Origin of the sequence: Companilactobacillus musae, assembly GCF_003967595.1 — a bacterium.
Lineage (GTDB): Bacteria > Bacillota > Bacilli > Lactobacillales > Lactobacillaceae > Companilactobacillus > Companilactobacillus musae.
Genome location: NZ_BIFW01000005.1, coordinates 152,173 through 176,294 on the forward strand (window position 1 = coordinate 152,173; position 24,122 = coordinate 176,294).

The 24,122-nt window shown below is 34.5% G+C and carries 29 protein-coding genes and 2 pseudogenes; 21 read left to right on the forward strand and 10 right to left on the reverse strand.

Annotated elements, in window-relative coordinates; genetic code table 11:
- Window positions 1-40 precede the first annotated feature (40 nt).
- From LAB100_RS11575 to LAB100_RS08460, 3 genes are all read left to right on the forward strand, one after another.
- A complete protein-coding gene (locus LAB100_RS11575; RefSeq protein WP_162894228.1) occupies window positions 41-199 on the forward strand; it encodes a nuclear transport factor 2 family protein in 159 nt (52 codons plus the stop codon).
- Between the two features lie 643 nt (window positions 200-842).
- Complete coding sequence (locus tag LAB100_RS08455; protein ID WP_162894229.1) at window positions 843-1,346, forward strand: cyclophilin-like fold protein; 504 nt, start codon at window positions 843-845, stop codon at window positions 1,344-1,346.
- A gap of 3 nt (window positions 1,347-1,349) precedes the next feature.
- Complete coding sequence (locus tag LAB100_RS08460) at window positions 1,350-2,234, forward strand: alpha/beta hydrolase family protein (protein WP_119326744.1); 885 nt, start codon at window positions 1,350-1,352, stop codon at window positions 2,232-2,234.
- A 64-nt stretch (window positions 2,235-2,298) separates the two neighbouring features.
- On the opposite strand, the gene LAB100_RS08465 is transcribed toward LAB100_RS08460, so the two are convergent.
- The gene (locus tag LAB100_RS08465) at window positions 2,299-3,180 is read right to left on the reverse strand and encodes a LysR family transcriptional regulator (RefSeq protein WP_119326745.1); all 882 of its coding nucleotides are present in this window, start codon (window positions 3,178-3,180) and stop codon (window positions 2,299-2,301) included.
- A gap of 118 nt (window positions 3,181-3,298) precedes the next feature.
- On the opposite strand from LAB100_RS08465, the gene LAB100_RS08470 reads away from it, so the two are divergent.
- On the forward strand, window positions 3,299-4,156 hold the full coding sequence (locus LAB100_RS08470) for an aldo/keto reductase (RefSeq protein ID WP_119326746.1): 858 nt from the start codon (window positions 3,299-3,301) through the stop codon (window positions 4,154-4,156).
- A gap of 15 nt (window positions 4,157-4,171) precedes the next feature.
- Entirely contained in the window at window positions 4,172-4,819 is a 648-nt protein-coding gene (locus tag LAB100_RS08475; protein ID WP_119326747.1) for an NAD(P)H-binding protein, read from the forward strand.
- A 516-nt stretch (window positions 4,820-5,335) separates the two neighbouring features.
- On the opposite strand, the pseudogene LAB100_RS11705 reads toward LAB100_RS08475, so the two are convergent.
- Window positions 5,336-5,494, reverse strand: a pseudogene (locus tag LAB100_RS11705) (type I glyceraldehyde-3-phosphate dehydrogenase); the annotation flags it as partial.
- Window positions 5,495-5,654: 160 nt separating this feature from the next.
- Here LAB100_RS11705 and LAB100_RS08485 point away from each other — a divergent pair.
- The gene (locus LAB100_RS08485; protein ID WP_119326748.1) at window positions 5,655-6,401 is read left to right on the forward strand and encodes a sulfite exporter TauE/SafE family protein; all 747 of its coding nucleotides are present in this window, start codon (window positions 5,655-5,657) and stop codon (window positions 6,399-6,401) included.
- A 262-nt stretch (window positions 6,402-6,663) separates the two neighbouring features.
- Here the strand turns inward: LAB100_RS08485 and LAB100_RS08490 are convergent, their stop codons facing one another.
- The gene (locus LAB100_RS08490; RefSeq protein ID WP_119326749.1) at window positions 6,664-7,008 is read right to left on the reverse strand and encodes a hypothetical protein; all 345 of its coding nucleotides are present in this window, start codon (window positions 7,006-7,008) and stop codon (window positions 6,664-6,666) included.
- A 221-nt stretch (window positions 7,009-7,229) separates the two neighbouring features.
- Between LAB100_RS08490 and LAB100_RS08495 the strand changes: the two genes are divergently transcribed.
- The 3 genes from LAB100_RS08495 to LAB100_RS08505 all read left to right on the forward strand — a co-directional run bounded on the left by LAB100_RS08495 (window position 7,230) and on the right by LAB100_RS08505 (window position 8,451).
- The gene (locus tag LAB100_RS08495) at window positions 7,230-7,742 is read left to right on the forward strand and encodes a DUF2798 domain-containing protein (RefSeq protein WP_119326750.1); all 513 of its coding nucleotides are present in this window, start codon (window positions 7,230-7,232) and stop codon (window positions 7,740-7,742) included.
- A gap of 141 nt (window positions 7,743-7,883) precedes the next feature.
- Window positions 7,884-8,111 carry an antitoxin of toxin-antitoxin stability system gene (locus LAB100_RS08500; protein WP_119326751.1) on the forward strand — a complete coding sequence of 76 codons (228 nt, stop codon included), beginning with the start codon at window positions 7,884-7,886 and terminating at the stop codon, window positions 8,109-8,111.
- Complete coding sequence (locus tag LAB100_RS08505) at window positions 8,104-8,451, forward strand: type II toxin-antitoxin system PemK/MazF family toxin (protein ID WP_119326752.1); 348 nt, start codon at window positions 8,104-8,106, stop codon at window positions 8,449-8,451. The genes LAB100_RS08500 and LAB100_RS08505 overlap by 8 nt, the downstream gene beginning before the upstream one ends.
- Here the strand turns inward: LAB100_RS08505 and LAB100_RS08510 are convergent.
- The gene (locus LAB100_RS08510) at window positions 8,448-8,861 is read right to left on the reverse strand and encodes an Lrp/AsnC family transcriptional regulator (protein WP_119326753.1); all 414 of its coding nucleotides are present in this window, start codon (window positions 8,859-8,861) and stop codon (window positions 8,448-8,450) included. The two genes, LAB100_RS08505 and LAB100_RS08510, sit on opposite strands and share 4 nt — an antisense overlap.
- Before the next feature lie 182 nt (window positions 8,862-9,043).
- Here LAB100_RS08510 and LAB100_RS08515 point away from each other — a divergent pair, with 182 nt between their 5' ends.
- Window positions 9,044-9,361 (forward strand): DMT family transporter, encoded by a 318-nt coding sequence (locus tag LAB100_RS08515; RefSeq protein ID WP_119326754.1) that lies wholly within the window; start codon window positions 9,044-9,046, stop codon window positions 9,359-9,361.
- A gap of 67 nt (window positions 9,362-9,428) precedes the next feature.
- On the opposite strand, the gene LAB100_RS08520 is transcribed toward LAB100_RS08515, so the two are convergent.
- Window positions 9,429-10,835, reverse strand: a complete 1,407-nt coding sequence (locus tag LAB100_RS08520) for an APC family permease (protein ID WP_119326755.1) — start codon at window positions 10,833-10,835, stop codon at window positions 9,429-9,431.
- Between the two features lie 295 nt (window positions 10,836-11,130).
- A complete protein-coding gene (locus tag LAB100_RS08525; protein WP_119326756.1) occupies window positions 11,131-11,973 on the reverse strand; it encodes a LysR family transcriptional regulator in 843 nt (280 codons plus the stop codon).
- Window positions 11,974-12,098: 125 nt separating this feature from the next.
- On the opposite strand from LAB100_RS08525, the gene LAB100_RS08530 reads away from it, so the two are divergent.
- Window positions 12,099-12,938 (forward strand): alpha/beta fold hydrolase, encoded by an 840-nt coding sequence (locus LAB100_RS08530; RefSeq protein WP_119326757.1) that lies wholly within the window; start codon window positions 12,099-12,101, stop codon window positions 12,936-12,938.
- Between the two features lie 125 nt (window positions 12,939-13,063).
- On the opposite strand, the gene LAB100_RS08535 is transcribed toward LAB100_RS08530, so the two are convergent.
- Window positions 13,064-13,522, reverse strand: a complete 459-nt coding sequence (locus LAB100_RS08535; protein ID WP_119326758.1) for a nitroreductase family protein — start codon at window positions 13,520-13,522, stop codon at window positions 13,064-13,066.
- 38 nt (window positions 13,523-13,560) lie between these two features.
- Entirely contained in the window at window positions 13,561-14,493 is a 933-nt protein-coding gene (locus LAB100_RS08540; RefSeq protein WP_119326759.1) for a helix-turn-helix transcriptional regulator, read from the reverse strand.
- A gap of 95 nt (window positions 14,494-14,588) precedes the next feature.
- Between LAB100_RS08540 and LAB100_RS08545 the strand changes: the two genes are divergently transcribed.
- The 6 genes from LAB100_RS08545 (at window position 14,589) to LAB100_RS08570 (ending at window position 18,786) form a co-directional block, all read left to right on the forward strand.
- Window positions 14,589-15,233: an FMN-dependent NADH-azoreductase gene (locus LAB100_RS08545; RefSeq protein WP_119326760.1), complete on the forward strand. Its 645-nt coding sequence runs from the start codon at window positions 14,589-14,591 to the stop codon at window positions 15,231-15,233.
- 74 nt (window positions 15,234-15,307) lie between these two features.
- The gene (locus LAB100_RS08550) at window positions 15,308-15,538 is read left to right on the forward strand and encodes a cytochrome b5 domain-containing protein (RefSeq protein WP_119326761.1); all 231 of its coding nucleotides are present in this window, start codon (window positions 15,308-15,310) and stop codon (window positions 15,536-15,538) included.
- 78 nt (window positions 15,539-15,616) lie between these two features.
- Window positions 15,617-16,111: a VanZ family protein gene (locus LAB100_RS08555; protein ID WP_119326762.1), complete on the forward strand. Its 495-nt coding sequence runs from the start codon at window positions 15,617-15,619 to the stop codon at window positions 16,109-16,111.
- A 159-nt stretch (window positions 16,112-16,270) separates the two neighbouring features.
- Window positions 16,271-17,119 (forward strand): SDR family oxidoreductase, encoded by an 849-nt coding sequence (locus LAB100_RS08560; protein ID WP_119326763.1) that lies wholly within the window; start codon window positions 16,271-16,273, stop codon window positions 17,117-17,119.
- A gap of 20 nt (window positions 17,120-17,139) precedes the next feature.
- Entirely contained in the window at window positions 17,140-18,180 is a 1,041-nt protein-coding gene (locus tag LAB100_RS08565; RefSeq protein WP_119326764.1) for a zinc-dependent alcohol dehydrogenase family protein, read from the forward strand.
- 9 nt (window positions 18,181-18,189) lie between these two features.
- Window positions 18,190-18,786 carry an NAD(P)H-binding protein gene (locus LAB100_RS08570; RefSeq protein ID WP_119326765.1) on the forward strand — a complete coding sequence of 199 codons (597 nt, stop codon included), beginning with the start codon at window positions 18,190-18,192 and terminating at the stop codon, window positions 18,784-18,786.
- 24 nt (window positions 18,787-18,810) lie between these two features.
- Here the strand turns inward: LAB100_RS08570 and LAB100_RS08575 are convergent, their stop codons facing one another.
- Window positions 18,811-19,044 carry a hypothetical protein gene (locus LAB100_RS08575; protein ID WP_119326766.1) on the reverse strand — a complete coding sequence of 78 codons (234 nt, stop codon included), beginning with the start codon at window positions 19,042-19,044 and terminating at the stop codon, window positions 18,811-18,813.
- A 27-nt stretch (window positions 19,045-19,071) separates the two neighbouring features.
- Window positions 19,072-19,287 carry a hypothetical protein gene (locus LAB100_RS08580; RefSeq protein WP_119326767.1) on the reverse strand — a complete coding sequence of 72 codons (216 nt, stop codon included), beginning with the start codon at window positions 19,285-19,287 and terminating at the stop codon, window positions 19,072-19,074.
- Window positions 19,288-19,348: 61 nt separating this feature from the next.
- Here LAB100_RS08580 and LAB100_RS08585 point away from each other — a divergent pair, with 61 nt between their 5' ends.
- The 4 genes and pseudogenes from LAB100_RS08585 to LAB100_RS08600 all read left to right on the forward strand — a co-directional run bounded on the left by LAB100_RS08585 (window position 19,349) and on the right by LAB100_RS08600 (window position 23,855).
- Window positions 19,349-20,227 (forward strand): LysR family transcriptional regulator, encoded by an 879-nt coding sequence (locus tag LAB100_RS08585; protein WP_119326768.1) that lies wholly within the window; start codon window positions 19,349-19,351, stop codon window positions 20,225-20,227.
- 92 nt (window positions 20,228-20,319) lie between these two features.
- Window positions 20,320-20,690: pseudogene (locus LAB100_RS08590) on the forward strand (nuclear transport factor 2 family protein).
- Between the two features lie 54 nt (window positions 20,691-20,744).
- The gene (locus LAB100_RS08595; protein WP_119326769.1) at window positions 20,745-21,230 is read left to right on the forward strand and encodes a GNAT family N-acetyltransferase; all 486 of its coding nucleotides are present in this window, start codon (window positions 20,745-20,747) and stop codon (window positions 21,228-21,230) included.
- A gap of 93 nt (window positions 21,231-21,323) precedes the next feature.
- Window positions 21,324-23,855: a M1 family metallopeptidase gene (locus tag LAB100_RS08600; protein ID WP_119326770.1), complete on the forward strand. Its 2,532-nt coding sequence runs from the start codon at window positions 21,324-21,326 to the stop codon at window positions 23,853-23,855.
- The last annotated feature ends 267 nt before the right edge of the window (window positions 23,856-24,122 follow it).

The following is a 24,122-nucleotide window of genomic DNA, read 5'->3' on the forward strand; positions in this document are numbered from 1 at the left end:
TCAACATAGTCCATACTTACCGGATACAGTTTCTGGATTAATGAAAGCAGGAATAGAGAGGATCAAACAAGGAAATTTTGTTCTTATTATTTCTGAAGGACATTATGGTAAAAGAAGCTCACAGGCAATTTTCTGTGATCTTTATCGTCTAGAAAATGGTAAATTAGTAGAACATTGGGATGTAATTGAAACAAACTAATGTTAGAAAATCTAGTCTTGAAATGAATTCTTTGTGAATAACAATAAAAATGCACTCAAAAAGGCCTTCGTCATCGGATTTTATTTTGAAGGCTTTTTTGAGTGTATTAATTTAGATACTAAAGGTTGAAAGTTGAATAATATTAATAAATATGATTTTACTCACATCGGTATAATTAAAGCGTCGAAATCAAATATGAGGGTATCCATGTCCATGACTATTAACAGCTGTTTTTAACAGGTTTCCATGATCTAAACGCAGGTTGGAGTGACGGAAATACTTTTCTTCCAGTGAACTTTGCCCTAATATCATCTTCTAAAAAGAAAAATCAACTGGGTCTTTTCAAACAATTTGATTAACGTTCTTTTTGATAGCTGGTTAACTCTCCACGTATGTATTCAGAATTGGAATAAAAAAAGTAAAAAGTTTACTTCCGCTATTGTGGTCATCTTATGAATGAAATTAAAGGTTATTTCAAGGCATCTAAGCAATGTCTTAAATTACTATTCTGTAGATTCTCAGTAAAAGATATAGATTTCTTTATTATAATTAAAAGTAATAGATGTCTATAGAATATGGGTATTAGACATAATTCAAACTTGGCTCTACTATGAAGATAATTTCAGAAAATGGTGATAAAAAGATGAAAATTTTAAAAAATGTTCTACTTGTCATAGGCACATTGATATTATTAACTGGTTGTGGACAGAAGAAAGAACAAACATCCAGTCAGGATGATTCTAAAAATAGGGTTAGTCAGGTGACGACATCTGATCCAAAAACTAATGTAAAAATTACAGTTTCAATTAATGGTACAAATTTGAAAGCACATTTAAACAATTCCAGTGCGGCCAAAGCTTTTGCTAAAGAATTACCGGCTACTTTGAGTTTTAGAGATTATGCAGGATTGCCAGAAAAAGTTGCTGATTTAAATCATAGTTTATCTACTAAAGGAATGCCTAGCGGACATGCTGGAACAAAAGGTTCAATCGGTTATTGGTCTCCAGAACAGAGAATTGTTTTTTATTGGGGAACTGAAGAGTATTACGAGGGAATTCATATCATTGGAAAATTCGATTCTGCTAATTATCGTAATGTAATTAAGAATATGGGTAATAATGTCGATATTAAGATATCTAAGGATTAATTTATGAGAAAAACAGTTATAAGTGTCTTGCTACTAGTAGGAATGTTGATGATTGCGGGATGCAGTAAAAAAGATGTTAGTGCGAATAATAAGGGACCATCTGCAGGTAAAGTTGCAAATACCAAAACTAAATCAGTTAATGATCAAGTTTGGCATGTGAAATATAACAATGAAGATATTTATGGTCACATTTACACAGCTAAAAATCATCCTAAAAAGATGCCGATTGCAATTGTTTCTCACGGATTAGGTGGTAATTATCAAGAGTTAGAGAGTTATGCTAAGAATTTGGCCAATCAGGGGTATTTAGCATATTCATTTGATTTTCCTGGAGGTAGCTATAATGGGAGAAGTACTGGTATAAAGCAAATTCAGATGTCGATTATTACAGAAGAGCAAGATTTATTGGCTGTAAAAGAAGCATTACAAAAAAGGGATGATGTACTAAAGCATCGCGTTCTTTTGGTCGGTGGTAGTCAAGGAGGGGTTGTCTCAGCTTTGACAGCATCAAATCACCCACAAGATATTGAGGGATTAGCTTTAATGTATCCTGCGTTTTCGATTACACGTGATGCTCAAGAACAATATAGTTCATTTGATCAAGTACCTAAAACGAATGATTTAATGGGATTTACGGTTGGACGTAATTATTATAAAGAATTGCTAAATATGGATATAACTAATACAGCGACTAAGTATAAGGGCCCCGTCTTAATTGTCCATGGTAATAGTGATGATATTGTTTCTATCAAGTATCCCAGACAGGCTGCTCATAATTTTAAGAATGCCCATTTTATAGTGTTGAAAAATGCCGGTCATGGATTTTATGGTAAAGATTTGAAATTAGCATTAAAGGACCTCGATGAGTTTGTAAAAAGTAAAAAATGATTTCAAGTTATTTGAAGATATGCAAAAGGCCCTCGGATTTTGTTCCGAGGGCCTTTTGCGTACATTAATTTAGATATTTGTCCCAAACTTCATTCATTTCTTTTAAAATAGGATTAATATTCTTCTTTTGATTTTTTAAGTAAGCTGCATAAAAATCGACTTTAGCGGCATTGTCACTAATGGAAACGTTGATTTGATCGTGACCTTCCATTTCCAATTTGCGGTCAATTTTAGAAATATTAGTTGTGAAATAGGAAAAATCAGAATACTTGGTGATTTCACGGAATGCCTCTTGCTGATCCTGGTATAAGAATTTTGCATCGGGAATTTGTTTCTCGGTGATATTTTTCCAGATACCGATATCAGCAATGACAATAAAGCTCAAGCCTTTAAGGTCAGCAAAAGAAACTGATTTTTTATTAGCCAAAAGGGTAAATTGGTTTAAGTTAACAGAAAGCTCTTCTGTTCCGATAAAACGAGACTCAATATCATCAGTCATTATCTCCTGATTAGTTAGTACAAAAGAGTAATTGTGATCCAAAAGTTCTTTAGTTACGTCTTCAGGATTAATTAAGTTATCGTTAATATCAATTTTTGATTGAGCTAATTCTGATTCTCTCAGATGATCCAATAAGATTAAGGGGCCTGGAGCAACTGCACCGACACGAATATTTTTGTGATTATATTCGTACTTTTGAACAGTTGTAATTAAATTATTGTTTTGATCAATGACCTTTTGAGCCTCTTTGGCAGCCAGCTCTCCAGTTTTGGTTAATGTGATTCGGTTAGGCTGACGATCAAAGATTTCAACATCTAGTTCTTCTTCTAATTTTTGCATTCCCCGCGTAACAGTCGGTTGAGTGACCATTAGATGTTCAGCTGTGGAAGCTAAAGTTCCATATTTTTTAAATGTTACTAATTCCTCAAGTAAATAATTATCAATCATTATATATGCCTCACAGTATACGCTATGTGTATGCTAGCATATCTATCTAGTAATTTTCAAACCATAAGTCTGGTCATAGAATGTATTCATAAAGTAAATAACGACGAGGTAGAAAATAATGCAAACAGTAAAATTAAATAATGGAATCGAAATGCCACAATTAGGATTCGGAGTTTTTCAGGTAACAGATTTAGAACAATGTAAACAAGCCGTGTTAGATGCAATCAATACTGGTTATCGTTTGATCGATACAGCTGCAGCTTACCAAAATGAAACAGCCGTGGGTGAAGCTATCAAAGAAAGTGGCGTCGACCGCAAAGATTTGTTCATCACTTCAAAATTATGGGTTTCAGACTTTACTTATGATAGAGCCAAGAAGGGTATTGAAACTTCTTTGAAGAATTTAGGCGTAGATTACATTGATATGTATCTTTTACACCAACCATATGGCGATACAATTGGCGCTTGGAAAGCTTTGGAAGAAGCTTATAAAGCTGGAAAAATTCGTGCTATCGGTGTTTCAAATTTTTACGCTGACCAATTGAAAAACTTGGAATTGACGACTGAAATCAAACCAGTAGTAAACCAAATTGAAGTTAATCCTTGGTATCAACAGAACTCAGAAGTTGATTTTGCCCAAAGAGAAGATATTACAGTTGAAGCTTGGGCACCATTTGCTGAAGGTAAGCATGATATCTTCACTAATGAAGCAATTGCTCAGATTGCTCAGAAATATGGTAAATCTAACGGACAAGTAATTTTAAGATGGCTATTACAACGAGGTATTGTCGTAATTCCTAAGTCAGTTCATGTTAATAGAATTAAGAAAAATATTGATGTCTTTGACTTCGAATTAACCGCTGACGAAATGAAAACAATGGCTAACTTGGATAAAGGTGAGAGTCAATTCTTTGACCACCGTGATCCTGTCACAATTGAGCAGATTTTTGGATCAAGTTTAGCTAAATTGAAATAATTAGGAGAAATTTAAATGACAAAAGTATTAATTTTAGGTGCTAACGGACAAATTGCCCGTATCGTTGAAGAGCGACTATTAAAAGAACAACCAGATGTAGAATTGACTTTATTCTTACGTAATAGTCAACGACTAGCTGATTTGGACGACAATGAAAATGTAACACTTGTTGACGGAGATATTACTGATTATGATGCCGTCAATGCTACTATGAAAGGTCAAGATGTAGTTTATATTGCGATGGTTGATCACACTAACGACAATGTCATTACTAAGAATGTAATTAAATCGATGAAGGAAAATAATGTTGATCGTATTATTGAATCAAGTTTGTTGGGACTTTATCATGAAGTTCCTGGTGAATTCGGTCGTTGGAATGATGAGATGGTTCAAAGTGGTTTAGATGCAGCAATCAATGCTGACAAACTCTTATCTGAATCTGATCTAACTTATACTACATTACGTTTTCCATGGTTGAATGATCGTGATGAAGTTAAATATACGGTTACTCACAGAAATGACCAATATGTTGGTGTTTCAGGTTCTCGCCAAAGTATGGCTGATGTAATTGTTAAAATCATTGTTGATTCAGAATATTTGAAGAACGATTCCGTTGGTATCGCCGATCCTGATACACAAGGTGAAGATCGACCAGTTTATTAAAATTAAAGTAAAAAATAAGCTAAGAATCCCCATTTAGAGGAATTTCTTAGCTTATTTTTTGTTGATTTCAAATAGTAATAGTATTTAGTTATTTAAAATTTATTATAAAGGCTATACAACTCTATCTGTGATTTTATCAAAATAGGTATAATAAAAATACAAAAACTTAGTGTGTTCCCTTCGCCTGTTCTTAATACTGGAGGTGCTGCAAATGGATTTTTTGCATCGAATCCTAGTCTAATTATAGGAGTTAACTTTGGAATATCTTTCCATTGTATTCTTGACCTTAGTGATTATATTGCTATTGATTGAGGAAACAAAGCACTAGATACAAAAAAGGGCCAGACACTAGCGATGTCTGACCTGAATTAAATGTTCTTTTGATTTTGGGGACTGGAGATTGCCGTCTTCAGTCTTTTTTAATGCCCTCGTTTATAGATAAATAGTAACACGAAATACTAAATGATATCAATTAATTCTTGTTGATATACAAGTTTTGTAGTAAGTTGAATTTCCTTATTTCAAACTGGCATATTTTTCAAGTGAACGGATCATTTGAGCAGTGAAAACTGATTCGTTGCCATACCAAGCGGTTGTTTTAACTAATTGTCCTGAACCTGATCCAACAACTTGTGTTTGAGTAGGGTCAAAGATTGAATCGAATCCAGTATTGATAGGTTCCTATTAAACTGGGGCTTTCCGGCTTTTTGTATCAAATGAATGAAATTCTTCCTTTGACACAATTTTTGATTCGCTCTAACATATATATATAATATTAATCGGTAAGTGCAGGCGTATCCGAAACAAAATTGTGCCGTTGGAGAAAGAAATTATATTGCTCACAATGGTTTATTTAATATTTATGAGTCTGTTAGCCGGTATTTTAACGGGTATTATTGGGATGGCTTCTTTGACTCTTTATCCAGTTTTATTGTCAATTGGAATATCTCCAATATCTGCTAATGCTACTATCACGGTAGCTACAGTGGGGGCTGGTGTTGGAACAATTGCATCTTCTCTTAAAGAGCTTCGTAATCACTGGAAGATGGCGATAATAGTCGCTTCTTTGAGTACTACTGGAAGTGTTCTAGGTGCTCTTATTTTAATTCATAGTTCAAACTCTGGGTTTAAAAAAATTGTTCCGCTTTTTATATTATTGGCTGGGGTTATGCTATTGTGGCCAAGTACTCCAAAAAATGACACGAAAAAAGGTAGTACAGTTATAACATTTATCAAGTGGTTAAATGTTATTTTAATCGGACTATATAATGGTTACTTTGGTGCCGCATCAGGATTGTTGATGATTGCGGTGCTTTCAAAATTAATTGGCGGAAAGTATATTACCTACAATGCTATTCGTAATTTTTCGTCATTTATTAATAATATTTGTTCGGCGGTCATGTTTATTTTCTTACTTCAAATTCAATGGTCAGTAATGGTTCCTTTGATTCTAGGTTTATTCGTTGGTGGTTATGTTGGTCCTATTATTGTTCGCTATATACCTTCGAAAGTAATTAAAAATATTATTGGTATTATAGCAATTTTTTTGGCCCTTTTACTGGGGTATCAGGCATATTTGTAGGATATCATGATATTTGATTCTTAATGTTTAGAAGGATTATACCAATATTTCTGCTATTGATTGAGGAAACAAAGTGCTAGATACAAAAAAAGGCCAGACACTAGTGATGTCTGACCTGAATTAAATGTTCTTTTGATTTTTGGGACTGGAGATTGCCGTCTTCAGTCTTTTTTAATGCCTTCGTTTACAAATAAATAATATCACGAAACGTTGAAGGATAGCAATTAATTCACTTAAAGCGATACTTGATGTTATTTGTAATCTATATTTCAAAAACACCATTATCAAATGGTAATTCGACAACAACGTTGTCAGTTAAGGTGAATTCTTTTACGCTTTCAAACACCTTCTTAAAATCAGTAGCTTCGTCATCGCTGAAGAGCTCCATAATTTTTTTCATAATGTCATCTTTATCCATTGAAGTGTGGAATTTATAGAAGTCCAATACTTTTCCAGTAGAGTTCATGGCGACGAAAGCACTACTGCTGTTTTTATTAGTATATAAGTAACAAACGTTGTCCAAGTAGCCAGTTGCTTCTTTTTTGTAAAGTTCCAAGTTATCCAATCCAATATTTGATAATTTAACAAACTTAGTTTGTTTATCCATTGTTATACCTGCATTTTCTATTTTATTTACGATATCTATGTATAAGTTATTTTGAGTGGATTAAGAGCTTTTGTCAAATTTACCTTTGAAGTGTCATTACATATTCATGAATGCAAGCGTTTTACTTAATTTGTAACACAATTGTAACTTATGAAGAAATTTTTAACGTGATATATTAAGTATCTGTTGTTAAATATGTAATTAAATATAGGAGTGTGCAAATGCCACGTAATTTAAAAGAAGAAATTGTATTCACAGCCATTATGGCCGGATTGATGGTTTTAGTAATGACGGGATATAATGTTGCCATGGCTCAGGGGCTCAGCAGTGGGTTGCCAATGGCAATTTTAAGCGCTTATCCACTAGGTTTGGGTGTCGCTATCGTATTGGATCTACTAATTGTTGGACCAATCGCTAAAGGATTAGCTTTCAAATATATTATCAATGATTATATGAAGAGAAATACTGCTTTAATCGGTATCACAATCTCAGTTTTGATGGTTCTTGGAATGGTAACTTTGATGTCATTCTTCGGAATCGCCGTTGAAGGTAAGTTATCTCAAGGACATGTCCTAGCTACTTATGGTCATACTTGGATCTTTAACTTGATTGTTGCTTTACCGCTACAATTATTGATCGTTGGACCAATTGCTCGTGGAGTATTGGGTAAGATGCAAAAAGCAGTTGCTAAAGTTGAAGAAACAGAAACAAAACAAGCTGAAGAAGAAATCTAATTTTATAGTTATCTAAAATAGCCTTACCGTATTTATTTTGAATACAGTAAGGCTGTTTTTTTACGTAGTTTTAAGATGGAATCACAAAAGTTGCTTGAATTTAAATATGAGGATATACTTCGTATATACGGAGGTGGCGATATGAGTGTTAAAGCTAGAAAAGTAGGCAATTCTAAGGTTTTTACTATCCCTCAAGGGATAAAACCGACAGATGGAGAATACGATGTTTTCCAAGGCCGTCATGGTTCCATTGTATTTACACCCAAAAGAACCAATATTTTTAAGGATAAAAAGTTTATCAAAACTCATGATTTAGCACAACGTGAAGAATTTACTGATAAATCAAAGGGAGAAGAGGAAATTGACTAAGTATATTCCCGAACGGCAAGATGTAGTATGGTTAGATTTTGATCCATCTTCTGGTGAAGAAATTAAGAAAAGACGTCCAGCGTTAGTTCTTAGTAACCGTGGTTACAGTGAATTGACCAGATTAGTTTTGGTTTGTCCAATTACACATGCCAACAAAAATCATTTAAAAAAAACGGGTTTGCTTATTCCTCTTGTTGGAATATCAGAAATTGATGGATTCATTAATCCTTTACAACTTCATACCTTTGATTATCAGTCGAGAAGTATTCGTAAAATTAGTGAATTAGATGACAGTTCTTTCTTTGACGTTATTAGAATTGTTAGTGATATTGTCGATTAGCTCAGTTCAGAAATAACATTGAGAACTTGATAATTGGTATATTTTCCTAGTTCGGTTAAAAAGTTATTTAACTCTGTATTGGAGTGGAAAGCACTCTGAATCATATAGTTCATTTGACCAGAGATTTGATAGTGATGGCGGATGAAGTTTCTTTTAGAATGAATAAAATTAAGATACTTTTTGAGACTACGATAATCCATTTCAGTCATAATAAAAACTTGATGGATGTAGCCCATTTTTTCAAGATCAACTTCGATTGTATATTTTTTGATGACATGTTCGTCTTCGAGTTGTTCAATTCTAGTGGCAACGGCTGGGGGAGTCAGATTAACTAACTCGGCTAATTTGTTCTTCTTTATGTGGCTGTCTTTGTTTAGATGTTTTAAAATTTTTAAGTCTGTTTTGTCCAAAGATCATCGTTCTTTCTGTATTAGAGTTTATGATTATTTTATCTTGATATTTTTTGATTTCACACGATATAATATCGATTGTTATGAAAAAAGATTATATATTAAGATACGCATGTGCCTGGGAGTCTAGGTGGAAAGCCCATTTTAAATAATAAAAATCATTTAAAAAAGAGGTATTTGAAATGGGATATTTATATTTAGGATTATCGGTAATTGGTGAAGTATTAGGAACAAATCTATTAAAGGCATCTGATGGATTTTCACGGATTGTATTTGCAGTGGGAAGTTTAGTAGCATATTTGTTTTGTTTCTATTTCTTATCTTTGAGTATGAGAACAATGAATATGAATGTTATTTATGCTTTATGGGCTGGCACAGGAATTGTTGCTACAACAATTCTATCGGTTTTTCTTTGGCATGAATCTATCAGTTGGACAATAGTTTTAGGCGTTGTGCTTATTACCGTAGGTTCGGTTTTGTTAAATTTGCATATTAATTAGTTAAAAAAGCCTTTGTAATTCTTGAAAGTGAAAATCTTCCAAGTTTACAAAGGTTTTTTGTTTAATATTAATCTTCAGCTTGTTGTAATTTAGAATGTCTAATTCCGTAAACAAAGTAGAAAATCACACCAAGAACTAACCATATTGAAACAGAAATTTTAGTTAGATTTGGCAACATGATGATAAAGTAAACACTGAATAATCCAGATAAAACAGGTAATACTGGATATAAAGGCATTTTGAAACCATCATTAATGATATCTTTACGACGTCTTAAAGGAATAACTCCAAATGAGATGAAGGCGAATGCTAATAGAGTACCAGCATTAATTAGCGAAGCTAATTGTGTCAATGGAACCATAGCTGCAAAGAATGTTTGAATAATAGTTGCGATGATAATGGCATTAGTTGGTACAGCTCTTTTTGAACTGACAGAACCTAAGAACTTAGGCAACAATCCGTCACGTCCTAATGCATAAACCAAACGTGAACCACCAAAGAACATGGTGATCATAGCAGTAAAGATACCGATTAAGGCTCCCAGAGTAATAACTTTGTTCCAAGCCCCTAAGTGAATAACTTTTAAGGCATAAGCTGCTGGGTCGTCCACATTTAGCTTAGTGTAATGAACGATACCGGTTAAAACGAATGAGAAAGCTACATATAAAACAACGGCTACAATAACTGTACCAATGATTCCCTTAACAACATTTTTACCGGGATCAACAGTTTCAGCTGAATTAGCGGCCAAAGCATCAAAACCGATAAAAGCAAAGAAAACAGTTGCGGCAGCGGTAGAAATCCCACCTAGACCAAATGGTGTTGAGTGAAACTTAGCAGGATAGAATGGTACATAATTAGAAGTTTTGATGTAGAAAACTCCAACAACGACAAACAAAATGATAATAGCAACTTTAACGACTACGGCGATATTTTCAATTCGTTTTGATAAATTGACACCGTGGAAAATGATGAAAGCTACGACTAAAACAATTAATCCAGCGGTTAAGTTGATTACACCACCTTCTAAAGGTCCAGCCTGCAAGGCTTTGGGTAAAGTAATCCCAAAAGTGGCCAAAATATTGTCATTGAAATAAGATGCAAAACCAGTTGCTTCAGCAGAAACAGCTAAGAAGTATTCCAAAATTAGAGCCCAACCTAAGAGCCAACCAATAAATTCCCCATAAATGACTGATCCAAAAGAATAAGCAGAACCAGCAACGGGCATAGCTGATGAAAATTCAGCGTAGGCCATTCCGACCATTCCGGAAACTAAAGCGGCTACTAAAAAGGCGATAACTACCGCTGGACCAGCATGCAGAGCAGCCTCGTGACCTGGCAGAATAAAGATACCAGTTCCGATAACTGCTCCAATCCCCAAAGCGACAAGGTCCTTAGCGTGTAAAGTTCGTACTAAATGAGAGTCCGCTTTAACATAATTAGCGACGCTCTCTTTTTTAAAGATATTTTTCATATAAATCCCCCTGTGTATCTATGAAAATTATTTCCTGAAAATGAGAATGCATCTTTCATTATCACTTAAAAGGGATTTATTAACAACTAAAAATTATAATTTCATTATAACTTCATTAGATTGATGGAAGGTTTATTAGAATTTCCGTCCTCCACAACAAAGAAAAATTCGTGCCCACTACTGAGCCCATTTTTTCTTTATTGCTACGGACTAGTTTATTGTTTTATTTCAATGTCTGGGTAAAAAATAAAACATGTTGCATGTTTGCAACCGAACTTGAACAAGAATCTTAATTTCATCTCAAAATATCGAGAAATTTTTCAAATGATCGACTGATAATATAGTCTTTTCGATAAATGAATGATACTGGTAAAGTTGAAAATTCTTCGGGAAGATCTAGAGCTTTAATAGTTTTATTAATAATAAATGGTTCGGCTACTTTTCTTGGCAGAACGCTGATCCCTAGTCCAGCACTGACACTGGCAATAATGGCATTGAGGTAGTTGAACTCAATAGGGTGATGAATCATGATTTTTTGTGAATCCAACCAACTTTCTAGGATTTTTCGATAAGCACAACCAACAGGGAAAACCAATAGGGAACTATTATCAATGTCGATATCTGGGGCGTTAGCGGTTATTAAACATAGTTCTTCATTTTTGAGTGGTAAAGAGATTAGGTCATCTTCGCTGATTTTTCCGCCGATAATGGCTCCGTCTAATTCATAATTAAGAACTCTTTTGGCACTGGATAAAGTAGTACCAGTTTCAATAGAGAGTTCAACATTAGGATTATGATGATGGTATTGAGAAAGAATCGTTGGTAAATAGGTTGAAGCGGCGGTCTGTAATGTACCGATGTGTAGTTGACCTTGAATTTTTTGGGGATGTTGTAACTTGTTAATAGTATCGTCGGTTAAACTGACAATTTTAATAGCTCTTTGGTAGAGTTCTTTTCCAGAGTCGGTCAAAGTGATTCCCCGGTTGCTTCGATAAAATAATTGAGTTTGTAAATCTTCTTCTAATTGATGAACCTTAGTAGAGATATTTGATTGAGCATATCCAAGTTCTTGAGCTGCTGCTGAGATACTTCCTTTTTGAGTAACTGTGATAAACATTTTTAAAGTATCAGTATTCATAATTATTTTCTCCTAGCTATCTGTTTTTGAGATACCCTGATTCTAATATTCATAGTTTATTATATGGCAAGTTGAACCTATACTTAGTTCATAAAGTTAAACAAAACGAATTGAGGTCAGTGAAGATGAAATATTCAACAATTAAAGTTAATGGATTAGATGTTTTTTATCGTGAAAGTGGTTCTGAGGATAAGCCAGATTTTGTTTTACTACATGGATTTCCTACAGCTAGTCATATGTTCAGAAATTTGATACCAATGCTAGAAAAGAATTTCCACGTTATTGCTCCAGATTTCATTGGCTTTGGCCAATCAGCAGCTCCCGAGCATACACAATTTGAATATACATTTGCCAATTTAACAAAGTATGTCGATGATTTTTTGACAGCAATGAAGATTGATAAATTTTATCTTTACGTTTTCGACTACGGTGCCCCAATTGGTTTTAATTTAGCAGCTAAATATCCAGAGAGAATTTTAGGAATTGTCAGTCAAAACGGTAATATTTATCAAGAAGGACTGGGTTCTAAGTGGGCCGGCCGTAAAACATATTGGGATAATCCAACTAAAGAATTACGTGAGAGCTATAAATCTGCTTTTCAACCAGAAACAATCAAAGGTCAATATCTTGGTGGCGAAAAGGAAGGCAGTGTATCACCAGACGGTTATACGTTGGATATCCATTACACTGAATTGCCTGACTATGCTGAAAGACAATCAGATTTAATCTTTGATTATCAAAGTAACGTAAGAAATTATCCTAAGTATCAAAAGTATGTTCGCGATTATCAACCAGAAATCATTGCCGCATGGGGTAAAAATGATCCTAGTTTCGTTTATCAAGGTGCACAAGCTTTTGCTAAAGATGATACGAATGCTGAAGTTCATTTGTTAGATGGTGGTCATTTTGTATTAGAATCACATTGGCAAGAAATTGGTCAGTTGATTCTTGATAGATGGGCTTAAAAAGGTAGAGAGCAAAACAGAAACTGTCTAATTCATGAAAAAATCCCCATGTGAGGGCCTGAATGGTTGTCACATGGGGACTTTGCTATTAACTGGTTTCTAATTTCTAAAATTATTAATCAAATTTACTTAACAATATTAGTTTTAATTTTATCAAGTGAGATTTCACGTGGAACAAATTTCTCAGTTGTCTGGCCCAAAGTCAAAGCAAAGATTGGTTTGAATCCGTCAGGAATAACGTCATCAGGAATTGAACCAAGACTAGACATATTATAGTTAGCACCAAGTCCTTGATCTTCGGCTGTTAATTCCATGTTATGAACGATTGTTCCAGCAGAAATATCTTCCATGGCACTAGGATTCTTGGCGGAAACCACAATAACAGTTGGTGCATCATAGATACCACTGAGTTTGTTTAAAATCTCGGCCTTTTGGATAACCGTTAAACGATAATTCTCGAATTCTCCCATTCCAACGGCAGCAGCGTTTGCGGCAGTGATAATTTTTTGAAGTTGTTCCTTGGTGATTTGACCAGAATATTGACGAACGGCCTTACGTGATTGAATCATTTTAAAAGTTTCCATTATAAAACCTCCATTATTTAGATTCTCTACTATCTATTTTAATACTTTGCGATAATTTTTCTTAGTTCATTTAGATAGGCTTGCTTTAACTCGGTTGGATAATCAATCGTGACATTTTGACCTAGAGTGATGAGATATTCCACCATATAATCGAACTCATCCTGATTGTAGCCCCCATAAAGGTAGATTTGATTGCCTTCTTCCTTGAGATGCATATTGGGGTAGTTATTTTTTTGAAAAAGTTCCCGACCCAGAGGGGTTAAGTGGCATTGAAATTTAATATTATGGTAGGTATTTTCGTAATTTTCTTTGAATTGTTTTAGTTCTGAATGGCCATAGGTATCTTTGACTTGAGCGTTGATTTGGCATCTTTCGATACAGTCACAACGATAAGTAGCCCATTTCTTTGTTTGAATATTGTAAGCATCGCAAAACCAGATACCATTTCGATACAGCAAATTGAAAACTTGAATCTGTTGCTGACTGCGGTGATGTTGGTTGTAAGTAATATTAAGCACTTTTTGATCGATGACTGACTTTAAAATAATACTTAAAAAATTGGGAGCGGTGATTGAAGGAATACGGTAGTAACTGACGGCCTTTTGCATTTTAGCAACGTAATCTTGTTGATGTTTGGGTAAAGTTGCCATTAATTTGTCATAAATATGTTTGTAGGATTTTTCAAATGGTGTGGCCGATAATTGGCTCAAAGCTTTGATAGCAAAGAAGATGGCGTTGACCTCATCCAGATTGAAAATAACTGGCACTAATAATTCCTGATTAACGAGATGATAACCACCGTAACGACCATTCTCAACGTAAAAGGACAATCCCATTTGTTCTAGTTCTGAAATATCCCGTAAGGCAGTTCGTTTAGAAATTTGAAATTCAGAGATCAGGTCATTGATTTGAAAGAAGTTTTTAGTGCTTAAAAAAATGAGTTCTTGGTTTAATCGATCAGCTTTATTCATTTTATTTCCTCGGATTTCATTAAAGGTGCCATGAGTTGTCACCTTTAGATTGTAGGATATAACTATTGAAAAAGACATCCGAAAGAAGATATAAAATGAAAACTTTAATTATTAATGCGCAACCAGATTATCGTAATGGAGAACACTATTCCATCAAACTTCAACAAATATTCTTGAAAAAATTCCAAGCTAGTTTTCCTAATGAAACAGTCGATTTGATCAATCTTTACGGTATGAAAATTCCACAATTAACAACTGATGAGTTGTTGGGAATCTGGGAAAAACAAGCTAATCAAATTACTTTAAACTCAGAAGAAAAACAAATATTCCAAATTAATCAGGATTTGATTCAACAATTTAAGGAGCATCATCGAATCGTGATTGTTTCTCCACTTCATAATTTTAATGTGACTTCAAGAATGAAGGACTATATTGATAATATCTTTATAGCTCATGAAACTTTCAAATATACTGAACAAGGTTCGGTTGGTTTGATGACTGACGATTATCGCGTCATGTTGTTGCAAGCTAGTGGTTCGATCTATACGAATAATGATCGTTATACACCACTAGAATTTTCAAGAATGTATTTACAAGGTATTTTCCAAGAATTAATGGGCTTTGATAAGTTCTCCATCGTTCGTGCTCAAGGGCTGCAAACCAGTGGAGTAGATGTCAACGAAGTCATACAACAATCTAAAGTTGATTTGGATAAAAAATTTGAGGAATTTTACAAGTGATATAAGTATTCTTTTGGACTGGAAACATGCCATAATAAAATTAAGAACAAAAATTTTTAAGTGAGGTTGATTATATGAAACAATTTACACTTGAGGAATTAAAACAATATAATGGTGAAAACGGGCAACCGGCGTATGTTGCTATCGACGGTGTGGTCTATGACGTATCCGATGTTGATCCATGGGATGGTGGAAAACACCACGGTAATGTAGCTGGTAATGACTTGTCAGAAGCTATTATGCACTCGCCACATAAACATTCAGTTTTAGCAAAATTAAATGAAGTTGGAAAATTGGAACGCTAACAGAAGCGTTCTTTTTTATTTTGATTTGGTAAAGAATAGTGCTAATATGTCTGAATCATATAAGCTAGGAGATTTGGAATGCGCTGGCTACCTTTTGCAATAATAATTATGTCATCACTCATAAGTCTTTGGATAGTATTTAATAATTTCAAGAATACACAATATTTTAAATTAATTGTTTTGGCGATAGTTTATTTCACAGGGTTAGGGATTATCTTATTTACGCCGATTTCTTTTGATGGACGATCAGTTTACTTTATGGAACAAGGAATTGGACGGGTCAACAAAACGCGTCTTTACCTACATGGTTTAGGGTTTACCGAAAATATTATTTTGACGATTCCATTAGGGATGATCCTAAAAAAGTTTGTGCCACAATTACCAATTGCTATCTTAGGACTAATTGGTCTGATTCTTAGTAGTGGAATCGAAATTACTCAATATTATTTGTCACAGAATTTTTTGATAAATCGTAGTAGTGATATCAATGATATTATTGCCAATACGATTGGTGTGATTGTAGGTTGCTTTGTGATCATAGCTTTCAATAGGCTAGAATCTAATAAAAATTAATATAATTTATAGAATCTTTCATTGTCGGTGAAAGATTTTTTTATTGTCATTCATAAGTAAAACTTATCGATTAACTTTAAATTTGAAATTGGTCTAATCGTTATTTGCTTGTAAGATATCACTTGTAAGTTAATAAAAACAAATTAGAGGTATACATAAATGAATAACGAAGTAATCGTACTCTTTGGTGCCGGTTCAATCGGAGAAGCCATTGTTAGACGAGTAGCTGCTGGAAGAAATTTGTTACTGGCAGATTATAACGAAGATAAATTAGCAGAAATGAAACAACATTTAACAGAAGCAGGTTTCACAGTTGAAACAATTAAAGCTGATCTTTCATCTCGGGTTTCCATTAAAGAAGTAGTTGCTAAGGCTCAATCACTTGGTGATATTATGGGACTAGTCAATGCGGCTGGGGTTTCACCTTCACAAGCTAGTTTGGAACAAGTTTTGAAAGTTGACCTATATGGAACGTCTGTCTTGTTGGAAGAATTTGGAAAAGTTATGGCTCCAGGTGGTGCAGGAATTGTTATTTCATCACAATCAGGTCATCGTTTGCCAGCTTTGTCACAAGAAGATAATCAAGCTTTAGCTATGACACCAACTGAGGAATTATTAGATTTACCAGTCTTGAAAATTAATGTTAAAGATTCTTTAGCTGCATATCAATATGCTAAACGGACTAATGTTTTACGAGTGGCTGCCGAGTCAGTCAAGTGGCAATTACGTGGTGCTAGAATCAATGCAATTAGTCCTGGTATTATCATGACACCATTAGCAGTTGATGAATTGAACGGTCCTCGTGGAGCTGGATATAAGAAGATGTTTGATTCAATGGTTACGAAACGCCCCGGAACACCAGATGAAATTGCCAATTTGGCTGAATTGTTGATGGATCGTCGTGGTGCCTTTATTACTGGAAGTGATTTCTTAGTTGATGGTGGTATTACCGCTCAGTATTGGTATGGAAATGTTTCAGAGGTACGTAACAGTGGAGCACAAAAATAAATTTTGAGGAGATTTTAATTATGAAAGCAGCAACCTTTGTAGAACCAGGGAAAATGGAAATTAGAGAATATGCTAAACCAGAAATTCAAAAACCAACTGATGCAATTATTAAAATTGTTCGTGCTTGTGTTTGTGGATCAGATCTTTGGTGGTACCGTGGTATTTCAAAACGTGAATCAGGTTCAACCGTTGGACATGAAGCAATTGGTATCATTGAATCAGTTGGTTCAGAAGTTAAAGATGTTAAAGTCGGTGACTTTGTAATCGCTCCATTTACCCATGGCTGTGGGCACTGTGCTGCTTGTTTGGCTGGTTTTGATGGTGATTGTTTGAATCAAGAAGCCGGCGGCAATGGTGGCTATCAAGGAGAATACTTGAGATTTACTAATGCTAACTGGGCTTTAGTTAAAATTCCTGGTCAACCAGAAGATTACTCTGATGATATGCTAAACAACTTTTTAGCTTTAGCCGATGTTATGGCAACAGGTTTTCACGCCGCAACAAGTGCTGAAGTAAAAAAAGGTGACACTGTGGTTGTTATGGGTGATGGTGCTGTCGGTTTGAGTGGTGTTCTTTCAGCCCATTTATTAGGTGCTAAGAGAATTATTGCCATGAGTCGTCATGAAGATAGACAAAAATTAGCTAAAGAGTTCGGCGCCACAGATATTATTCCTGAACGTGGTGACGAAGCAGTTGCTAAAGTTATGGAATTAACTGGAACAGGTGCTGACGCTGTTCTTGAATGTGTCGGAACAGAACAATCTGTTGATACAGCTGTTAAAGTAGGTCGTCCCGGAGCTGTCGTTGGACGTGTTGGTGTACCTCAAAAAGCTGAAATGAATACTAATAATCTTTTCTGGAAGAACATTGGTTTACGTGGTGGGATTGCTTCAGTAACAACTGACGATAAGAAGATTTTATTAGACGCTGTTTTGAGCGGTAAAATCAATCCCGGAAAAGTCTTTACTAAGAGATTCACACTTGATGAAATTCAAGATGCATATGAAGCAATGGATAAACGTACAGCTATCAAATCTTTGATTGTTGTAAGTGATAAATAGGAGAAAATGATGAAAAAAGTTTTAATTATTGGCGCAACTGGGACAATTGGTGGTGCCGTTCGTCAAACACTATTGAATGAAACTGACAATCAATTAACTTTATTTGCTAGAAGCGCCAGTCGTTTGAATGCCAGTGACCGTGAAACAGTTTTGGCTGGAGATGTAACGAAAGATAGTGATTTGGATAAGGCTATTGCTGGCCAAGATGCCGTCTTTGTTGCTTTGAGTGGTCCTTTAGGTCAATTTGCTAGAAAGATTGTTGCAGCAATGGATCGTAATAACGTTTCACGTTTGTTGTTCATAACATCAATGGGTATTTATGATGAAATACCAGCTTCAGTTGGTGCCAGTGGTAACTTGAGTAGTAATTCAATGTTACGTTCATATCGTGAGGCGGCTGATGTGGTTGAGGATTCTGATTTGAATTACACAGTTATTCGTCCTGGTTGGTTTACTAATGGCCCTGTTGGTTATGAAATCACAAAAAAGGGTGAGCCCTTTGGTGGACATGACGTTTCAATTAGTTCAATTGCTGACTTTGTAAAGAATGCGATTGCTGATGATAATTATTATTCACACGATAGTGTTGGTTTAAATACAAAATAAAAACAAGATCATTAACCATGTTGGTTAGTGATCTTGTTTTGTTTTACTATTATTTTTAGGATAAATTAAGTGATAGTAGATATAATCAAATGCGGTAACGAACAATGCGATAGTGAAAAGCCAGCCCAATATGCCCTGAGGGTTAGTGACATTAATTGTTATATGGTAAGATCCATGATTTACAATAGTATTTTTGATGAAAAAGACTAGAACTAAAGCCCACAGTAAAGATGTTAGTCGGGAAATAAATTTGCACATTAGGAATTCTCCTCAAATATGAAAAGATTATTTTTTATTTGGATTGATTAAGTGATAGTATAAAAAATCGATTAAGGATAAAGTAAGGACTATAGTAAATAGCCAACCAAATGGTCCTTGTGGTCGGTTGTAAGCAATGATAGGTGCAAGTGACCACCACCCATTAGTTAGTCCTGCAGCTATAAAAATAGCAATAATAAGAATCCACAGGAAAATAAGTAGTAGTCTTAATTTAGTTCGCATAGAATCCCCTCCAATAAATACACTATACGCTTTTTATTATAAGAATATAGAGGTGAAACCAATGTACCAACAGATGCAATATTTTATAGTAATTGTAAAAAATCATAGTTTTACGCAAGCAGCTGTGGAGTGTAACATTTCCCAATCTGCCATTTCTCAACAAATGAAAGAATTGGAAAGTCGCTTGGGTGTTAAATTATTAGACCGAAAGGGTCGCAGTTTTGAAGTAACTGAAGCGGGTCAATATTTTTATACGCATAGTCAGGATATTTTAGCTGATGTTGATCAATTAATTAAGAATACTGTCAAGATTGTAAAAAATGATGAAGTTGAATTACATGTTGGTTATTTAAGAAACTTTGGTACAACAGAATTTCTTCAGACGGTATCTAAATTTACACAGGAATTTCCTAAAGTGAAAATTAAAATTACTAGTGGAACTCATGAAGAACTTTATAACTTATTACGAACAGGACAGATTGATTTGAATTTTTCCGATCAACGTCGGGCACTGTCAAATGAATATCAAAATGAATTTTTAACTTCTAGCGAATTTATGGTGGCAGTTAATAATTCTTTACCTGTTGGCACTGAAAAAATCGATGTTTCTGATTTAGCAGACATTCCTTGTATCTTGATAACTGACGGTAATCAACAGGAATCGGAGAAGGAATATTATCGTGATATTTTGGGTGTTAAAAGTGAATTCGTTTTGGCCAAGAATTATGATGAGGCACAGATGTTGATTGCTTCTAATCAAGGTTATTTAATAATCAATCATCGGATGCAAAAGCAGTTGAATCAAGATATTGTCAAAATGATACCTTTAGTCAAGGGAGATCGAAAGTTGATTCAAAATTATTATGCCTATTGGCAAGCTGATAATTCGGGATATTATATTGAAAGTTTCGCGGAATTATTGAAACAGAGTTTTGCATAACTTTTACTTATGAATAGACGTTTATTTTTGAATAGTTCTAACTGGAAATACTTGGTATCATACTTTTCGTAAGTTAAGAAAGTGTGATAAAGATGACAGATAAAGTAAATATTATTCAATTATATCGTGATGAAAATATCGCCATGGTTAAAAAAATATCAGCCGTTTAAATGAGATTTTGGCATCAACAATGAAATTAACCCATATGACAGGTTATGTTCAACCTAAATTGGAATGGATCGATCAGATTCAAAATGAAGAGATGCGATATTTTTCTTCAAAAGAAGATGCAATTAAAGATATAAAAATTGATGGCAATAAAGCCAGTTTGATCGGTCAAAACCAAGTTCAAGCTAAGATCTGGGGTGGCGGTATTAATACCTGGCATTTACAAATGGAAATGTATTATGAAAAAAGAAATGGGCAATGGATTATTACTGATCAGATTGCCAGTACATATTAAAAAGAACCTCATCTCTTGTATAATCAAAATATATAAGAGATGAGGTTCTTTTTAATGGAAATAACTAATGTAACACAAACAGATTTGTCAGAAATTTTAAGAATTGAACGTTTAGGTTTTACGGCTGAAGAAGCAGGAACTAAAGAACAATATCAGGATCGAATTAATAAATTATCGACCACTTTTCTAGTTGCCAGAATTGATGACCAAGTAGCGGGTTTTGTTGTAGGACCAGCAACGAAAGAAAACTACGTTGAAGACTGGATGTACGAAAACACTCCAGATAATTTGCCTGAAGGTGGCAATCAAATAATCTTTACAATTGCAGTGGATCCTAAATATCGAGGACATAGTATTGGTAGTAAATTGCTAGATGCGATTGAACAAAATGCGCGAAAACACCAACGTGAGAGTATTTCTTTGACTAGTTTGGATAGAAACGTACCATTTTATTTAAAAAATGGCTTTGAAAATAAAGGAGTCGCCGATTCTGAACATGCTGATGAAACTTGGTATAATTTGGTTAAGAAATTGGATTAATTATGTCTAACCATAAGCTTTTTATTGAAACTAAGATAAAGTAAAGATTATAATTGATTAGAAGTGTATTAAAAAAAGATTAAAGGGGAACTTATGACTGAAATAACACGTTTTTATGATAAATTTCAACCAAGCCGCTACGATGTCTTTTTAGATATCAATCGTGGTACAAAACAATTTTCTGGTAAGACAGTCATTGATGGTGAAGCTAAAGTACCATCAATTTCAATTCACCAAAAGTATTTGAACATTGAATCTGTTCAAGCTGATGGTAAAGATGTTCCATTCACAACTGATAATGCTAATGACGCAATCAATATTGATTTGCCACAAGCTGGTGAAACAACTTTAACAATTACATATAATGCTAAATTGACTGACTCAATGATGGGTATTTATCCTTCATATTACGAAGTTAATGGTGAAAAGAAACAAATTATTGGAACACAGTTTGAAACAACTTTTGCTCGTCAAGCTTTTCCATGTGTTGATGAACCTGAAGCTAAGGCTAAATTTGACATGGCTATCAAGTTTGATGAAAAACCAGGCGAAACTATTTTAGCTAATATGCCTGAAATCAGAACTGAAAATGGTATTCACTATTTTGATACTACTGTTCGCATGTCAACTTACTTAATTGCCTTTGCATTTGGTGATCTTCAAAGCAAGATCACTAAAACTAAGAGTGGTGTTGAAGTTGGTGTCTTCGCTACTAAAGCTCACAAAGCTAACGAATTAGACTTTGCTTTGGACATTGCTAAACGAGCTATTGAATTTTATGAAGACTTCTATCAAACACCATATCCACTTCCACATTCATGGCAATTGGCACTTCCTGATTTCTCAGCTGGTGCTATGGAAAACTGGGGTCTTGTTACATATCGTGAAGCATATTTGATGGTTGATCCTGACAATACAGCTCTTGATACAAAACAATTAGTTGCCACAGTTATTACTCATGAATTAGCTCACCAATGGTTCGGTGATTTGGTAACTATGAAGTGGTGGGATAATCTCTGGTTGAACGAAAGTTTCGCTAACATGATGGAATATGTTGCAGTTGATGCTATTGAACCAGACTGGCACATTTGGGAAATGTTCCAAACATCAGATGTTCCAGCTGCCTTGCAACGTGATGCAACTGATGGTGTTCAATCGGTTCACGTTCAAGTTAATAATCCTGCTGAAATCGATGCTTTGTTTGATTCAGCTATCGTTTATGCCAAGGGTGCTCGTATGTTAGTTATGGTTCGTGCCTTATTAGGTGACGATAACTTACGTGCTGGTTTGAAGAAGTACTTTGAAGCTCACAAGTATGGCAATGCTGAAGGGGACGACCTTTGGAACGCTTTAGGCGATGCTTCTGGTATTGATGTTGGTTCAATTATGCATTCATGGTTGGAACAACCTGGTTATCCAGTCGTTTCAGCTAGTGTAGTTGATGGCAAGATTCAGTTGTCACAAAAGCAGTTCTTCATCGGTGCTGGTAAAGATGAAGGTCGTCTATGGCAAATTCCTTTGAACAGTAACTATGGTGCTGTTCCTAAGATTATGTCTGAAAAGACAATTACCGTTGGTGATTATGCTGAATTGCACAATGATGCCAAAGTTCCATTCTGCTTAAATGAAGGTAATAATTCTCACTTCATCGTTAAATATGATGAAACTTTATTAAATGATATATTGGATAACATTGATTCAATCAGTGCTATTTCACAATTAGGAATTATTCAAGATCTTCGTCTTTTGGCTGATGCACATGAAATTTCATATGCAGCTATTGTTCCATTATTGACAAGAGTCGCAAATAGTCACTCTAATGTTGTCAATGCAGCTTTGTATCGTGTTGCCAATAATTTGAAGAAGTTCGTAAAGTCTGGTTCTGATGAAGAAAAGGCTTTACGTGAATTCTTTGATAAATTGAGTGCTGCCCAAGTAGAACGCTTAGGCTGGACTGCAAAAGATGGCGAATCAAATGATGATCAATTAACTCGTCCATATGTTTTGAATGCAGCTTTGTATGCTAGAAATTCTAAAGCCATTAGTGATGCGCATGACTTGTTTAACGCTAATAAGGATAATTTAGCTGGATTACCTGCTGATATTCGTTTACTTGTTTTGAGAAATGAAGTAAAGAATTACGGTAGTGTTGAGTTGTTCGACAATCTTTTAGCAGATTATGTTAAGTCATCAGATCCAAGTTATAAGTCCGACCTATCAGTTGCTATCACAAGCACACCTAAGTCAGAATTGATTGCAAAATTAGTAAGACAATTTGAAAATTCGGATGTTATCAAGCCTCAAGATCTACGTTCATGGTATCGTGGCACTTTGGCCAACGACAATGCTCAACAGGCAGCCTGGGACTGGATCAGAAATGATTGGTCATGGCTTGAAGATACCGTTGGTGGTGATATGGAATTCTCAACATATATCACAGTTACATCAATGATTTTCCATACACCAGAACGTTTAGCTGAATTTAAGGCCTTCTTTGAACCAAAGATCAATACACCCGGATTAACTCGTGAGATCAAGATGGACATTAAGATTGTTGAAACTAATGTTAAATTGATTGAAGACGAAAAAGATGCTGTTAATAAAGCTATCGCCGAGAATAAATAGGTTATCTTAAAAATTAAATTTAGAGATTAAATAATCCCCTTATAGTAGCCATTTTTATGGTCACTGTAAGGGGATTTTTTATGGAATAAGAAAATGACAAAAAAAGGAAGAAAACGTAATCACTTTCGGGTGACAATATTAGCCTAAAAATATTAGAATATAAATTAATAAATCAAAAATATATTCGAACTATTTTCAAAATAGAAAACAAAAAATATCTATAGATGAAATTATAAAGAATATTACAGATACTATAATGTATGTATG